This window comes from Vreelandella sp. V005, assembly GCF_052645115.1.
This window is the reverse complement of sequence record NZ_JBQXYA010000003.1, coordinates 168,189-183,193: the sequence shown is the minus strand read 5'-3', so window position 1 is coordinate 183,193 and position 15,005 is coordinate 168,189. Positions and strand designations below refer to the sequence as shown.

The 15,005-nt window shown below is 56.1% G+C and carries 15 protein-coding genes; 7 read left to right on the top strand and 8 right to left on the bottom strand.

Annotation, left to right across the window (positions count from 1 at the left end):
- Positions 1 to 114: 114 nt before the first annotated feature.
- Positions 115 to 1,695 (bottom strand): deoxyribodipyrimidine photo-lyase/cryptochrome family protein, encoded by a 1,581-nt coding sequence (locus tag ACUN8H_RS09455; RefSeq protein WP_445531890.1) that lies wholly within the window; start codon positions 1,693 to 1,695, stop codon positions 115 to 117.
- 130 nt (positions 1,696 to 1,825) lie between these two features.
- Between ACUN8H_RS09455 and ACUN8H_RS09450 the strand changes: the two genes are divergently transcribed.
- A complete protein-coding gene (locus ACUN8H_RS09450) occupies positions 1,826 to 2,128 on the top strand; it encodes an antibiotic biosynthesis monooxygenase family protein (RefSeq protein ID WP_027336982.1) in 303 nt (100 codons plus the stop codon).
- Between the two features lie 45 nt (positions 2,129 to 2,173).
- On the opposite strand, the gene ACUN8H_RS09445 is transcribed toward ACUN8H_RS09450, so the two are convergent.
- Positions 2,174 to 3,439 (bottom strand): Zn-dependent hydrolase, encoded by a 1,266-nt coding sequence (locus ACUN8H_RS09445; RefSeq protein ID WP_445531889.1) that lies wholly within the window; start codon positions 3,437 to 3,439, stop codon positions 2,174 to 2,176.
- Between the two features lie 194 nt (positions 3,440 to 3,633).
- Between ACUN8H_RS09445 and ACUN8H_RS09440 the strand changes: the two genes are divergently transcribed.
- The 5 genes from ACUN8H_RS09440 (at position 3,634) to ACUN8H_RS09420 (ending at position 8,768) form a co-directional block, all read left to right on the top strand.
- Complete coding sequence (locus ACUN8H_RS09440) at positions 3,634 to 5,007, top strand: aspartate aminotransferase family protein (RefSeq protein ID WP_445531888.1); 1,374 nt, start codon at positions 3,634 to 3,636, stop codon at positions 5,005 to 5,007.
- 19 nt (positions 5,008 to 5,026) lie between these two features.
- Positions 5,027 to 6,523 carry a CoA-acylating methylmalonate-semialdehyde dehydrogenase gene (locus ACUN8H_RS09435; RefSeq protein WP_445531887.1) on the top strand — a complete coding sequence of 499 codons (1,497 nt, stop codon included), beginning with the start codon at positions 5,027 to 5,029 and terminating at the stop codon, positions 6,521 to 6,523.
- A 94-nt stretch (positions 6,524 to 6,617) separates the two neighbouring features.
- Positions 6,618 to 7,238: a TetR/AcrR family transcriptional regulator gene (locus ACUN8H_RS09430; RefSeq protein ID WP_290702230.1), complete on the top strand. Its 621-nt coding sequence runs from the start codon at positions 6,618 to 6,620 to the stop codon at positions 7,236 to 7,238.
- 71 nt (positions 7,239 to 7,309) lie between these two features.
- Entirely contained in the window at positions 7,310 to 7,849 is a 540-nt protein-coding gene (gene abiEi, locus ACUN8H_RS09425; protein WP_445531886.1) for a type IV toxin-antitoxin system AbiEi family antitoxin, read from the top strand.
- The gene (locus ACUN8H_RS09420; protein ID WP_445531885.1) at positions 7,836 to 8,768 is read left to right on the top strand and encodes a nucleotidyl transferase AbiEii/AbiGii toxin family protein; all 933 of its coding nucleotides are present in this window, start codon (positions 7,836 to 7,838) and stop codon (positions 8,766 to 8,768) included. The genes abiEi and ACUN8H_RS09420 overlap by 14 nt, the downstream gene beginning before the upstream one ends.
- A 16-nt stretch (positions 8,769 to 8,784) precedes the next feature.
- On the opposite strand, the gene ACUN8H_RS09415 is transcribed toward ACUN8H_RS09420, so the two are convergent.
- Entirely contained in the window at positions 8,785 to 9,243 is a 459-nt protein-coding gene (locus ACUN8H_RS09415) for an Lrp/AsnC family transcriptional regulator (protein WP_445531884.1), read from the bottom strand.
- Positions 9,244 to 9,368: 125 nt separating this feature from the next.
- Here ACUN8H_RS09415 and ACUN8H_RS09410 point away from each other — a divergent pair, with 125 nt between their 5' ends.
- Complete coding sequence (locus ACUN8H_RS09410; RefSeq protein ID WP_445531883.1) at positions 9,369 to 10,316, top strand: hypothetical protein; 948 nt, start codon at positions 9,369 to 9,371, stop codon at positions 10,314 to 10,316.
- A 105-nt stretch (positions 10,317 to 10,421) separates the two neighbouring features.
- On the opposite strand, the gene speB is transcribed toward ACUN8H_RS09410, so the two are convergent.
- The 5 genes from speB to ACUN8H_RS09385 are packed head-to-tail and all read right to left on the bottom strand — an operon-like array spanning position 10,422 to position 14,992.
- Positions 10,422 to 11,408 (bottom strand): agmatinase, encoded by a 987-nt coding sequence (gene speB / locus ACUN8H_RS09405; protein ID WP_445531882.1) that lies wholly within the window; start codon positions 11,406 to 11,408, stop codon positions 10,422 to 10,424.
- Positions 11,409 to 11,418: 10 nt separating this feature from the next.
- Complete coding sequence (locus ACUN8H_RS09400) at positions 11,419 to 12,708, bottom strand: M20 family metallo-hydrolase (RefSeq protein ID WP_445531881.1); 1,290 nt, start codon at positions 12,706 to 12,708, stop codon at positions 11,419 to 11,421.
- Between the two features lie 20 nt (positions 12,709 to 12,728).
- On the bottom strand, positions 12,729 to 13,448 hold the full coding sequence (locus ACUN8H_RS09395; protein WP_445531880.1) for a DUF1989 domain-containing protein: 720 nt from the start codon (positions 13,446 to 13,448) through the stop codon (positions 12,729 to 12,731).
- Between the two features lie 40 nt (positions 13,449 to 13,488).
- Positions 13,489 to 14,307, bottom strand: coding sequence for an amino acid ABC transporter ATP-binding protein (locus ACUN8H_RS09390; protein WP_445531879.1), 819 nt, complete (start codon positions 14,305 to 14,307; stop codon positions 13,489 to 13,491).
- Positions 14,294 to 14,992, bottom strand: a complete 699-nt coding sequence (locus ACUN8H_RS09385; protein ID WP_445531878.1) for an amino acid ABC transporter permease — start codon at positions 14,990 to 14,992, stop codon at positions 14,294 to 14,296. Before ACUN8H_RS09385 ends, ACUN8H_RS09390 begins: the two co-directional genes overlap by 14 nt.
- Positions 14,993 to 15,005 lie beyond the last annotated feature (13 nt).

The following is a 15,005-nucleotide window of genomic DNA, read 5'->3' as shown; positions in this document are numbered from 1 at the left end:
AGCAATATGGTGAACAACAGGCTCCTTCTCATGGTGCATATGCCATGCCGTATTGTTCCCCGATGCGGCCACACCTTCTGGTAACAAACTAGCTAGCCATACTTAGAGTAACCGCTACATATCCTCCAACCCGCCCTCATCAAACAGCGAAAGCTGTTGTCGATTGGCGGGTTTTGCTTTTTTAGCGCGCTGAGCGGGCGTTCGACGCTGGCTGGCGAGCTTATCCACGATGGCTTGGCTGGCTTCTCTGGCCTCAGGGGTGCGGCGAAGCTCATATAGCATCTTCTTCCAGTGGCGAGCTTCGGTTTCAAAGTCGTTGGGTAGCGGGTAGTGCTCGCCGGGCTGAAAGCCGAACCGTTTGCGTAGACTTTCCGGCAGCGCCCAGGGCTTGGCGCGCCACTCTAACGGCAGTGGCGCTAGTTCCGGCACCCAGCGGGCGACAAACTCACCGCTAGGGTCGTTATCCTCCGCCTGTTTGATGGGGTTATACACCCGTAGTGCATTGGTGCCCGTGGCGCCTGCTTGCATCTGCACCTGGGGGTAGTGAATGCCGGGCTCAAAATCGGTAAACAACCGCGCCAAATGTAATGCTGGTTCGTACCAGTGCAGCCCAAGACCAAAGGTGGCGTGGGAGATCAGCATGGCGCGCATGCGAAAGTTGATCCAACCGGTGGCAATCAGGCTGCGCATGCAGGCATCGACCAGCGGCACGCCGGTTTGGCCTTGCTTCCAGGCAATCAGGTTGTGGTGTTCCGGGTCGCGCTCCCGCAGGCCGCGCAGCGCCGGGTGCAGTGTTTGCGACTCTATACTCGGCTCACTTTCGAGCTTTTGAATAAAGTGGCAGTGCCAGTGGAGCCGGGAGGCGAAGGCGCGCAGCGAGCGTGACCACGGCGTGTCTTCCGCATGCTTTTTCCGCTGGCGACGCAGCGACTGCACCACTTCGCGCATAGAAAGAGTGCCCCAGGCCAAGTGGGGCGAAAGCCGTGAGCCAAATTCCCAAGCCAGCAGCGGTTTCGAAAGTGAGCCGCGGTAGCGCCGCCCGCGCTGGTTGATAAAGCTGCGCCATATTGCGCGGCCTTCGCTGCGGCCACCGGGCTGGCGCTCGGGGCAGGGCGTGGTATCAAACCCTAGCGTCAGGCCGTGAAGCTGTTCGGCGTCAATGTGGTGAAAGGCTTGCCAACCCTCAGCAGCCTGGGCGTTTTGCGGGGCAGTGGCGGTGGGCGCCGTCATTAACGTTTCCCACTGCTTTTCCCAGGCGTTGCGGTCAGCCACTCTGGATTTTAAACCACGCACGAAGCCGTGCTGGCGTGCTTCATGCCAGGGCGTGTCGTGCTGCTGGCACCACGCTTTAACGCGAAGGTCGCGGGCAAAGCTCCAGACGTTACCGGTCTCTTCGTGGGAATGCAGCACCAACTCGCCATAGTGCGCTTTGAGGGCGTTCAAACCATCAACGATATCACCCTGCCAAATACACAGCGGAAGGCCAAGGGTTTCCAGCGCGCTTGAAAGGTCGATAAGCGAGTCAGCGGCAAACTGCCAGTGGCGCAGGGCGCTGTCTGGTGCCTGCCACAGGCCGGGCTCGATGGCGAAGAGTGGCAACACGGGGCCCGCCGCGGCGGCGTTAGCCAGCGGCGCATGGTCGTGAATGCGTAAATCGCGTTTGAACCAAACGACCTGGAGGGGTGCCTTAGTCATTAACAAGACCGATACCTGGCGGTTGAGGGCTATTCGTCGCTACACCTGTTCGTCATCACCCCAGGACGTTACCATCAAGCCAGCATTTGCGTAATCCATTCAGCAGAACCCTTCCAACAGGAGCGTCACCATGTATATCGCCATGAACCGTTTTCGGATTGCCCCAGGCCGTGAAGAGGACTTTCTAGAAGTGTGGCGCAACCGCGACTCCCATCTGGATGAAGTGCCGGGCTTCAAGCAGTTCCAAATGCTGCAAGGTGAAAGCCAGGAAGACCACACCGTGTTTATTTCCCATAGCGTATGGGAATCCGAAGAAGCCTTCCGCGACTGGACCAAGTCAGACGCGTTCCGCAAAGCGCATGCCAACGCAAAAGCGCCAGAAGGTATCTACCTTGGCCCGCCCAAGTTTGAAGGTTATGAAGTGGTGCTTTAAGCCACCGGCTACCGCACGCCCCTGTGCGGTAGCGTTCTGTGAAATCTAGTCGAGGCCAGCGGCATCCAGCATGGCGTGGAGCAGAACGTTACAGCCTGCATGCACATGCTCTGGCGTGGCGCTTTCGATCTCGTTATGGCTGATGCCATCCTTGCAGGGAATAAAGATCATGGCGGCGGGGGCGACGCGGCCCACAAACATCGCATCGTGGCCTGCACCGCTGATGATATCCATGTGCGATAGACCGAGCTTCTCTGCCCCTTGGCGCACCGCATCAACACATTCCTTATTGAAGTATTCCGGCGCGAAATCCGCCGTGGGCGTTAATTCATACGCCAGCCCATGACGTTGGCAAATCTCTTCGACTGCCTCGGCGACAGCCTGGCCCATCGTGATCAGCGCTTCTGGTTCCCAGTGGCGCATATCCAGGGTCATTTTGACTTGGCCGGGAATCACGTTACGCGAACCAGGGTGCAGCGTCATAAAGCCGACCGTGCCGCGCCCGTGGGGCTGATGCTCATGGGCAATACGGTTGAGCGCCTGAGTAACTTCCGCAGCACCCATCATGGCGTCGCGTCGAAGGTTCATCGGCGTAGGGCCCGCGTGGGCTTCCAGCCCGGTCAGGGTTAAATCAAACCACTTCTGGCCAAGCCCGCCGATAACAACGCCAATGGTGGTGTCGGTATCTTCCAGGATCGGGCCTTGCTCAATGTGCGGCTCAAAGTAGGCTTTTATCTCGCTTGGCGAGACGCTGTCGCTGCCGCGGTAGTGAATGGCGTCCAAGGCATCGCTAACGGTCACGCCATCGGCGTCGGTGCGGGCCATCATGGTTTCAAACTCCAGCTCACCGGTGAATACGCCGGAACCCATCATGCAGGGCGGAAAGCGGCAGCCTTCTTCGTTGGTCCAGGCGACGACTTCGATAGGGGACTGAGTAGTAATGCTGTGCTGGTTAAGGGTGCGAATCACTTCCAAGCCTGAGAGCACGCCAAAACAACCATCGTACTTGCCGCCGGTAGGCTGGCTATCCAAGTGGCTGCCCGCCATCACGGTTTTGGCGTTGGGGTCGCTGCCTTCCCGGCGAGCAAAAATGTTGCCAATATTATCGATACGAATAGTGCAGCCTTCAGTGCGGCACCATTGAATAAACAGATCCCGCCCCTGGCGTTCTAAATCGGTGAGCGCCTGACGGTTAACGCCACCTTTGGCGGTGGCACCTAGCTTGGCCAACTCCATTAGCGATTCCCAAAGTCGATCGCTGTCAGTGCGTAAGTCAGCGATGGCGATTTTCGGTTCAATAAGCGAGTTCATATCAATTCCTTTTATTGAGCACGGAAGAAGCTGGCGACTCCCCGATTTATTATTTGGCTCATTGCTAGAGTAGAGACAAAAAAGCCGGTGATACGTATACATTCTCTAACGTGAACAAAAGAAAAGTGTAATTTTACAAACGTGTGTGGTGGCGCATGCTGAGACCATGTCTCATAGCGATGGAGCTAGACACCATGTTTGGAATAAAAAGCAAAACCAAGACGCAATCCTCACCTTCTTCGATGGGGGATTCACCCTCGAAAACGGCCCTTAATCAACACTACTGGATGCCGTTTAGCGCCAACCGCGACTTCCACGCTAACCCGCGTGTTATCGCCGGGGCGGAAGGGCGTTACTACATCGACGACCAGGGCCGAAAGTTGTTCGATTCGCTTTCCGGGCTATGGACCTGCGGCGCGGGGCATAACCGCGAAGAAATTCAAAAAGCCGTGGCGGCGCAGTTAGGTAACCTCGACTTTGCACCAGGCTTTCAGCTTGGCCATCCGTTGGCGTTCAAGCTGGCGGAAAAGGTTGCCAGCCTTACGCCTACCGGGCTTGACCATGTGTTTTTCACCAACTCGGGTTCAGAGGCGGCTGATACCTCGGTCAAAATGGCGAAAGCCTATTGGCGCTTAAAAGGTAAGCCTGAAAAGACCCGCATGATTGGCCGTGCCAAGGGATATCACGGGGTGAATATCGGCGGCACCAGCCTGGGCGGTATCGGTGGCAACCGGAAACACTACGGTCAGTTATTGGATGTAACGCATCTGCCGCATACCCTTCAGGCGGGCCACGCTTTTACCCGCGGCCAAGCGGAAACCGGTGCCGATCTTGCCGATGCGTTGCTCGATCAAATCGCCCTCCACGATGCCTCGACCATTGCGGCGGTGATTGTCGAGCCGATGTCCGGCTCTGCAGGGGTGATTGTGCCACCCAAAGGCTACCTCGATCGGCTGCGCGAAATCTGCACCGCACACGATATTCTGCTGATTTTTGATGAAGTCATTACTGCCTTTGGCCGCTGTGGTGCGACTACCGGCGCGGAAGCCTTTGGCGTAACGCCCGATATCATGAACGTGGCGAAACAGATCACCAACGGCGCTATCCCCATGGGCGCGGTGATTGCCTCGAGCGAGATATTTGACACCTTTATGCTGGCTGGCGGCCCCCAGCACGCGGTTGAGTTCTCCCATGGTTACACCTATAGCGCCCACCCGGTGGCCTGCGCTGCGGGGTTAGCGGCGCTGGAAATGATGGAACGTGAAAACTTCCCCGCTCAGGTGAGCGCCATCGCGCCCGCCTTTGAGCAGAAGTTGCACGCGCTAAAAGGCCGCAACCACGTTGTGGATATCCGCAACTACGGCTTGGCCGGTGCTATTCAGCTAACGCCCCGTGACGGCGATCCCATCATTCGCCCACGGGATGCCCACATGGCGCTCTGGGAAGCGGGTTTCTACGTGCGCTACGGCGGCGACACGCTGCAGTTTGGCCCTCCGTTTGGCACCACTGAGGCTGAACTTGAGCGCCTGTTCGACGCCGTTGCGACTACCTTGGATTCGTTAGCCTAATCTGTTTCGGAGTTTAAACATGAGTGTTGTTTCCCATCTGATTAACGGTGAGTTAGTCGAGAGCAAGCGCACACTGGATGTCACCAATCCCTCAACGGGCAAAGTGATGCGCCAAGTCGCTGATGCGGATGCTGCCGACGTAGAGCGTGCCATTAGCGCGGCCCAGGAGGCTTTCCCCGCTTGGCGCGATACGCCACCTGCCAAGCGCGCCCAGGTGATGTACCGTTTTAAGCAGTTGCTGGAAGAGCACGCTGACCGCCTAGTGCAACTGGTCAGCGAAGAGCATGGCAAAACCCCAGAAGATGCAATGGGCGAGCTCAAGCGCGGTATTGAGAACGTCGAGTACGCCTGCGGTGTCCCGGAACTGCTCAAAGGCGAGTACTCCCACAACGTAGGTCCGGGCATCGATGCATGGTCTAACTTTCAGCCTTTAGGTGTGGTGGCGGGCATTACCCCGTTTAATTTCCCCGCCATGGTGCCGCTGTGGATGTACCCGATGGCGATTGCCTGCGGGAATACGTTTATATTGAAGCCATCGGAGAAAGATCCGTCCGCCTCGATGGCCGTGGCCGAACTGCTGCTGGAAGCGGGGCTGCCTAAAGGCGTGATGAACGTCATTCACGGCGGTCGGGAGGCAGTGGAAACACTCTTGGATGCCAAAGCTGTTAAAGCCATTTCGTTTGTCGGCTCCACGCCAGTGGCGGAAGCGATTTACTCGCGCGGTTCTGCCGCGGGTAAGCGGGTTCAAGCGTTGGGCGGGGCGAAGAACCACGCCGTGGTGCTGCCGGATGCTGACCTGGAAAACGCAGCTAACACGCTAATGGGCGCGGCTTACGGTAGCTGTGGCGAGCGCTGCATGGCGATTTCAGTGGCGGTATGCGTCGGCGATGAAACGGCCAATCGCTTGGTCGAAACCATGTTGCCTAAAATCGCTCAACTGAAAGTGGGCCCTGGCACTGATAAAGGCCTGGATATGGGCCCGCTGGTAACGGCAGAGCACCGGGATAAGGTGCTAGGCTTCATCGAAGATGGCATTAACGCCGGTGCAACCCTCGTCGCTGATGGCCGCAGTCTTAAAGTGGCTGGCCATGAAGAGGGCTATTTTGTGGGTGGCTGCCTGTTCGATAACGTGACCGCCGAGATGCGCATCTATCAGGAAGAGATCTTCGGGCCAGTGCTGTGCATCGTGCGGGTCGGTAGTTTGGACGACGCCATGCAATTAATTAACGATCACGAATACGGCAACGGTACCTGTCTATTTACCCGCGATGGCGAGGCCGCTCGTCGCTTCACCGACGCTATCGAGGTCGGCATGGTAGGGGTGAACGTACCGCTGCCCGTGCCGGTGGCCTACCACAGCTTTGGCGGCTGGAAGCGCTCGCTGTTTGGTGACCTTCACGCCTATGGGCCGGACTCAGTGCGTTTTTATACCCGCCGCAAAGCGGTTTCCCAGCGCTGGCCGTCGGTGAGCGAAGCGACCCGAGCGGAGTTCTCCTTTCCTGCCAATCAAAGTTGACGTTCTCGGGTAACTAGGACATCTTCTCAGCACCGTCGCCCTGCGATGGTGCTTTTTTTGGTGCGTACTTCATGCGTATAGGGACGAGAATAGCGTGGCGAGAACTCAGGACGAAATTCGGCAAACCAACGTAAAAAAGATTCTCCAGGCGGCGGAGCAGCTGTTTGCTGAAAAAGGCTATGCCGGTGCCTCCATGGGCGAAATCGCGCAGTTGGCAGAACTCCCCAAGTCCAATGTGCACTATTACTTCTCGACCAAAAAAGCGCTGTATCAAGATGTCCTGTTAGCCCTTCTTGAGGTCTGGAAACAGGATGCGCTGTGTTTCGAGCTTTACGATGATCCCCGTGTCGTGCTGTCCACCTATATTCGCGCCAAGATGACCCACTCCCGCAACCGCGCCCACGGCTCAAAAGTATGGGCCGCCGAAGTGATGCAGGGAGCCCCCATCCTCAAAGAGCGTCTGCGCGATAACCTTTATGAATGGGCCAAGCTGAAAGAGTCAAAAATCCGCGAATGGGTAGAGTCGGGCCAGATCAATCCTGTCGAACCTTCCTACCTGCTCTATATGATCTGGGCTTCTACCCAGCACTACGCCGATTTCGACTACCAAATCTGCCTGCTCAACGACGACCAACCGCTGAGCGACCTGCAGTTCGAAAAAGCGGTGCAGTCGGTGACTTCGGTGATTTTGCGCGGTATTGGGTTGACCGCTTAGCTGGGTAAAGATGGCTTGAAAGCTTGTAAGTAGACAGGTAGACTATGAATATATAGCCTAGGTGTCTACTTATGGATCAAATGATCGCTCGTCACCACTTGGATGCTTGGGATCGCCAGGGGCGCAATATCTTCACGCTGCGAGATCTCGCCAAACTGTTCCATGAGGATAGCCCGAAAACACTGCAAGAGGGCGTGAACCGCCTCCGCCGTCATGGGGTGCTTGAAGGCGTTGCGCGGGGTATCTATCACTATGCGCTATCTCGAACCCCAGATGCTTTTCGGCTGGAGCGTATCGCCCGTGCCATGCGCCGCGGCGAATACAGCTATGTTTCTTTAGAGTCTGCTTTATCTGAATACGGCGCCATCTCACAGATTCCGGTTGATCGGCTGACTATTATGACGACCGGCCGAAAGGGAACCTACCGAACGCCTTATGGCACCATTGAGTTTACCCACACACGGCGTCCAATCACCGAGCTGATGGACCGCATGAAGGACATTGGCCGCCCCCTCAAAATTGCGACACCGGAAGCCGCGTGGGCTGACCTTAAACGCGTAGGCAGAAATACTCACCTAGTTGATATCGAGGTGCTAAATGAGCCGGATTGAGCCTGGTGATTATGAAAATCTAGTGGCGAAAGCAATGGAGGATCCCGCGCGTATAGCGATGCGTCCGGTGATTGAAAAGGAGCTGCTCCACTTTGATATTTTGTATGCCCTTGATCGGGAGGGCTTGCTCGACGCGCTGTCGTTCCAGGGCGGTACCTGCTTGCGACTATGCCGCGGATCACCCAGATTTAGTGAGGATCTTGATTTTGCAGGAGACCGAGACTTTAAACGCGAAGACTTTATGCGAATAAAAGAGTGTATTGAAGAGTACGTTAGTCGTCGCTATCGCCTAGAGGTCACGGTGAAAGCACCAAAAGAGCTAAGAGACGATCCTCGTTACGCTGATGTTCGTGTCGACAAATGGCAGGTTGCCGTTGTGACAGCGCCGATGCGCCCAGACATTCCTAAGCAGCGAATCAAATTGGAGATCGCCAATATTCCTGCTTACACCCGTGAGGCGCATGCTATACAGATTAATTACTCTTTTCTGCCGGATGGTTATAGCGATCTTTTGGTGGTCACTGAGAGTGACGATGAGATCATGGCAGATAAACTCGTCTCGCTGGTAAATACGAAAAAATATATACGCCACCGGGATATCTGGGATCTACAGTGGTTAAAACAGCAGGGCGCAACGCTTAACCTTGATTTGCTTAAGCGTAAAATTTTGGACTACAGCGTTGAAGGTTACTCAGCCAAGGCGCGCGGCATGATTGAACGTTTGCCAAGCATCATTTCAGGCACAGACTTCCACGCTGAAATGACGAGATTTCTACCTACTGACACGTTGGCGCGAACGCTAGACAATCCGCGATTCGCTAGCTTTCTGTCGCGTGAACTTACCACAATGCTTAGTACCGTCGTGGCAACGCTTGAGGGACAGGGTTCAAATACAGCACTACCTGAATTTAAGCTCTGAAAGCCAGTTTATTTTCTCAACGACTGAGTTGTACGGATGTATCAAACTTATGCCGCTTACGCGACAGTAGTGTACGAAACTTGCGCAGGTTGTCATCGCCATAGAGCACTCGGTCGCAGAAGCAGTCGTATTCATCTAAATCAGCCACCGTCACTATCAATACAAAATCACACTCCCCGGTTACCTGATAGCACTGCTTCACTTCAGGGGCGCTCAGCGCTGTTGTTAAAAAACGCCTGTAGAGTGATTTGTTATCCCGCTCCATGGTGACTTCAACCACCATGTGCAGGCACTGCCCTAGGGCGTCAGGGTTGATTAGTGCCACCTCCCGCTCAATGATTCCAGCGTCGCGTAATCGATTAACGCGCTTTAAGCAGGCGGAGGGTGAAAGCCCTATCTCATCTGCTAGTGCTTGGTTGGTCAGGCCAGAATCACGTTGAAGCTGGTCAAGAATTCGTCGATCAATGGCATTCATGAAATAAAATTCTCTTTCTGAGCTTATAAAGAACGAATATCAATTGTTAGCGCTGCATTGAAAAGAAGATTCTGCGTCACTTTCATTATCATAACGTTTGTTCAAACGATGGCAATGGGTGCTTAATGCGGGTCAAAATTCACCATTTATTGGCTGGAGTAACTCTTCTACTACAAGACGCGTTGCGTGTGTACGTGACGCTTCTCAAAATCCTGATTCCGGCGTTGCTTATCGTCAAAGGGTTAGAGCTTTTGGGGGTTATCGGCTGGCTGGGGACTGTGTTAGCTCCATTAATGAGCGTAGTTGGCTTGCCCGAGCAGTTGGGCGTTGTGTGGGCGGCGGCGCTCTTTACCAACTTGTACACCGCTATTGCGGTATTTCTTCAAGTAGCCGGTGATATGCACTTAAGCGGCGAGCAAGTAACAGTGCTGGGTGCATTAATGCTGGTAGGGCACTCTATTCCTGTTGAAGGGGCTGTGGCCAAGCGCGCTGGCGTACCATGGTGGGCTACGCTAGTCCTGCGTGTAGGTGGGGCTCTGCTGTTTGCTTGGCTCTTACACTGCTTTTATTCGTATTTTGGCTTGCTACAAGCGCCAGCAGCATTGGTATGGCAGCCAAGTTTGTCGTCAGCCCCAACGTTAAGCGGTTGGGCGGTGGCACAGCTTGAAACGTTAGCGCTTATTTTTGTGATTATTTTAGCGCTGGTTGTTTTGTTAAAACTTCTGAAAAAGCTTGGCATGGAGCGCTGGATTCATCTTGGCTTGCTACCGCTACTCAAACTATTAGGCATTGGCCGTTCGGCAGCTAATGTAACGGTGATTGGTTTTACGTTGGGATTAAGCTACGGCGCAGGGCTGCTGATTCGTGACGTGCAAAACGGAGTTCTTAGCAAGCGTGATAGCTCGTTAGCACTGTGCTTTCTCGGCCTCTGTCATAGCGTCATAGAAGACACACTGCTGATCTTGATGCTGGGGGCCGATATAGCAGGTATCTTATGGGCACGGTTACTCTTTGCCATTATTGTCACCGCTATGATTGCCCGCTGGCTTAAAACCGCGATCAACAATAAATAGTCAACTACACCGGCTGCCATTAGCGCAAATTAAATACGCACAAACTGATAAAAACACTGTCCATTATTCGATTCAGCCACTTCACTCATAGCGTTTTGCTGGAGATTAATCCCTCTCCGAGCCAACCTGCTCAGCAATCAAACACAAAAGCTCATACATGATGGTAGCGCCAAGCAGTGCCGTGTTGCCGCTGGGGTCGAAGGGTGGGGAGACTTCCACCACGTCGGCACCGATAAGCGGCAGGCCGCGAAAGCCGCGCACTAGCTGCAGGGCTTGCAGGCTGGTGAGACCGCCTACTTCCGGTGTGCCGGTGCCAGGGGCGAAAGCGGGGTCGATGCTGTCGATATCGAAAGATAGATAAACCGGGCCATTCCCTACCACGCGCCGTGCTTCGGCGATCGTCGCTTCAATACCCAGCGCATCCACTTCCTCCATACACATCACCCGCATGCCGCTAGCCGCGGAGTAGTCCCAGCCCTGGGTGGTGTTTTGGGCACCGCGAATGCCGATTTGTACCGTGCGTTTGGGATCGATAAGGCCCTCTTCGCAGGCGAGCCGGAAGGGGCCGCCGTGGTGAAATTTCGAGCCCTGAAACTCGTCCCAGGTGTCGGTATGCGCATCGATATGAATCAAGCCTACCGGTCCGTCGGCCGCTAAGCCGCGCAGGATAGGGTAGGTGATTGAATGGTCGCCCCCGGCGCTTAGCGGGATAACCCCTGCTCGGTGGATAGCAATGTAATAAGCGGCAATATCATCAGAGACCTGCTTAAGATCGTAGATCGATGAAAAGCGCACATCCCCGATGTCGGCAATACGTGCCTGGGCAAACGGGTCCAGCCGGGTGATATGGTGCAGGCTGCGCATCATGCTCGACTGGTTGCGAATCTCACGAGGGCCGTGTCGGGTGCCAGGGCGATTGCTGACGCCGCCATCAAACGGAATGCCGACCAGGGCAATATCAAGCTCCTCCAAGGAGTCGGCGAGCGGTGCACGCAAGAAGCTGGCTATTTCGCGATAGCGTGGTTCTTGGTGCGGTAGGTAACTTTCGCCAGTGGCGGCATTGCGGCGAGTACCGTCGGTGCCCTTGGCCATGTGGCTCTACTTATCGGGTTAAGCTCGCCAGGCTGGCGGCCAGTAGCTGAGTACCTGCGACGGCATCACTGAGTTCGGTATGCTCATCGGGGTGGTGACTCAGGCCATCGCGGCAGGGCACAAACAGCATCGCCGTTGGGCAGTGGTTGGCGAGGTGAATCGAATCGTGAAAGGCACCCGATACTAAGCGCGGTGCCGTCATCCCCAGTTCGTGGGCGGTGTCGTCAAGCAGGGCGGTGAGTGTGGTGGGAAACGCGACGGGCTCAACGCGCGAGAGTGATGTCAGTGTTGCTTGGCAGCCCGCCCAGGTCTGCTGGGCGAGCGCATCGAATTCGGCGTCCAGCGCTTTGAGTGTTGCCGCTTCGGGGTGGCGTAAATCAATAGTGAAGGTGACATGGTCGGGAATGGTGTTCACCGAGCCAGGGCTGACAGCAAACTTGCCAATGGTAAATCGCACGCGGTCTTCACTATCCCTGGCGGCCTCCCGTAGCGCGGTTGCCAGCGCGCAGGCGCCCTCTAACGCATCGCGGCGCATGGCTCGTGGAGTGGTGCCCGCATGGTTGGCGCTTCCGGAAACGGTGACTTCAAACCAACTGACACCCTGAATACCTTCGACCACGCCCACGGCAGCCCCTTCACGTTCCAGAATCGGGCCTTGCTCAATATGCAGCTCAAGAAAGACGTGCATCGGCGTTGCCAGCGGGCGGCGGGGAACGCCTGCTGAATCCAGTTCCGTCAGGCATGCATCCAGTGCACTCCCCAGGCTGACGCCTTCGCCGTCTTCGATCTGGCGGGTTTCCTCCATGCTGCGTACGCCGCAGAATACCGCCGAGCCGGAGGTGCCAGGTGAGAAGCGCGCCCCCTCTTCATTGGTCCAGCTCACCAGCGATAGCGGGCGGCGCGGGGTAAACCCCGCCTGTTTAAGCGCGCGTAGTGCCTCGAGTCCTGCCAGCACGCCCAGCGCGCCATCGTACTTGCCACCCGCCGGTTGGCTATCCAAATGACTGCCCGTGACGACAGGCTCAAGCGTGGGGTCGCTACCTGGCACGTCAAGAAACACATTGCCGATAGCGTCGACACTGGCCTTGGCACCCAGGGCGCTTGCCTGCTTGATCAACCAAAGCCGGGCGCGGGTGTCGTTATCATCAAGCGCCAAACGCGCCACGCCGCCATCTGAACGGCCGCCCATCATCGCTATGTTTGCCAGGTCATTGGCCAGGCGTTCTGGACTTACCGCTGCGGCGATAGTCGCCAGGTCGATAGCGGGATTGTCGGTTGGCTCATTAAGGCGGCTTGTCATCAGGCTCTCCTGGGCGATGTTTATTCGTAGACTTCGAAATGTACCTCGACAGGTACACAGTCTGCTCCATTGATGGGAATAATGTCTTGTGGGCAGGCGGACATGGCGACGATACAGTCCATCTCGGCGCGTAGCTCCACATAATCACCGGGTTTGGAAACGGGTGGGCACCAGTCGACCTTCATTTGGCCATTGACCGGAATATTCATCCATAGGTTGAGTGGCTGGGGTACCTCAGGGGTGACAACGCCTATCGCTTGCATGGCTAACCGCAGGTTGTCGGCGCAGCTGTCATGGTAGCCCTCGACGCCCAGCGTCATATAACGGAACAGGTCGCAGGCGGCCATTAGCGTGTCGTGGATACCCGGCGACGTGTCGGCGGTGAGGGTCATGATCGGGCGGCGGCGGTTACTTATCAACGGATCACCTACCTGGGGAATCAGTGCGCTCAACCAGGCACGCCCGTGCTCCCAAGACATGAACTCGTTGATGTTATCGGTGCTAAACGCCCAGGTATCGCACACTTGGGTACCGTGGGTATTGATAATGCGGATGGTTTGGCCCGCTTTAAGACGCACCGCTCGGCCGCCACGGGCGGCCACTTCGTAGCACTCGCCTAACACCGGTGTGCCGTCGGGAGAGATGGGGTTTTCCAAGCTGTGGTTATGGCCGCAAGGTTCGCTGTTGCTGCGCGGCAGTTGCTCAATGCGAGCGTGATTAAAGCGTGTATCAGAACTCATGGGATGCTCCAGGTGTTTTAATCGTGTTTAGGTGACTGAATCAGTCAATATGGCGCTCGCGCCAGGTGTTAAGAAACTGCTGCAGACGCTCACTTTTCGGCTGGCGGAACAGGGTCGCGGGCGGGCCGCTCTCTACCACGCGGCCTTGATCCATAAATATCACGCGGTCAGCGACTTTGGCGGCAAAGCCCATTTCATGAGTGACGATCACCATGGTCATGCCATCGGCGGCCAGCTTTTTCATGACATCCAGCACTTCGCCAACGAGTTCAGGGTCAAGCGCTGAGGTGGGCTCATCAAAAAGCATCACTCTGGGTTTCATGGCGAGCGCCCGCGCGATGGCCACTCGCTGCTTCTGGCCACCGGAAAGACTCTCTGGAAAGTGCCCCGCACGATCTGCCAGGCCGACCTGTTCGAGCATGGCCATGCCTTCCGTGTCGGCGTCGCGGCGGGAAAGGCCGTTGACCAGACGCAATGCCTCGGTCACGTTCTCCAGCGCGGTGCGATGGGGCCATAGGTGAAAGTGCTGGAAGACCATGCCCACCGGTGCACGTACTTCGTCGACGCGTTTTTCACTGGTGCGCACGCGTTTACCGCTGCGATCCTCAAAGCCCAATAGCTGACCGTCGATATAGACGCTACCGTGGTCGTAGGGCTCCAAAAAGGCGAGGCAGCGAAGCAGCGTCGATTTACCCGAGCCGGAGGGGCCTATTACGCAGACCACTTCGGAAGGGTTGAGGCTGAAATCGATGTTGGTCAGCACTTCCAGATCGCCAAACTGCTTGCTGATACCGTGTGCCTCGACAATCGACTTTTGGCGCGCGGGCGATGAGGGGTAGAGCGTGTCAGCCATGGACATGGGGAGTAGCTCCTTGTTGAGCGGCAGGGCGCGGTTGACGATTGGCCAGACGCTTTTCCAGCGCATAGCCGCCACGGGCAATAAGCTCAATCATTAGCCAGTAGAGCAGGGCAACGGCCAAATAGGGCTCGATGACTTGAAAGGTCTGATTGACGATGGTGGTGGCGTTTTTGGTCAGGTCATCCACTGAGATGATCGAAATCAGCGCGGACTCTTTCACCAAAATGATTAGCTGATTGGTGCCGGGCGGTACGATCAGGCGGGCCATTTGAGGAATCTGAATGCGTATTAGCGAATGCCAGGAAGAAATGCCGAGCATTCGCGCCGCCTCAAGCTGGCCTTTGGGAATGGACTTAAAGCCGCCACGATAAATTTCTGCAAAGTAGCCGGCACCGTAGAGGCCGATTCCCACCACGCCAGCGACGCTGGCGCTCAACGTCAAGCCAATGCTGGGGCCACCGTAATAGAGCAAAAACAGCAGAATTAGCAGTGGGATGCCGCGGCAAATTTCCACATAGCAGGCCACCGGATAGCTAAACAGGCGTGGGTTGGCCAGCCTTAGCGCGGCGAGCACCAATCCCAACGAAAGCGCCAGTAAGCAGCCTAAAAAGCAGATCCACAGCGTATTCCACAAACCTTGCAGGATAAGCTCGCGGGATTCCCATAACAGGGCAATATCAAACATAAAGGACACTCCC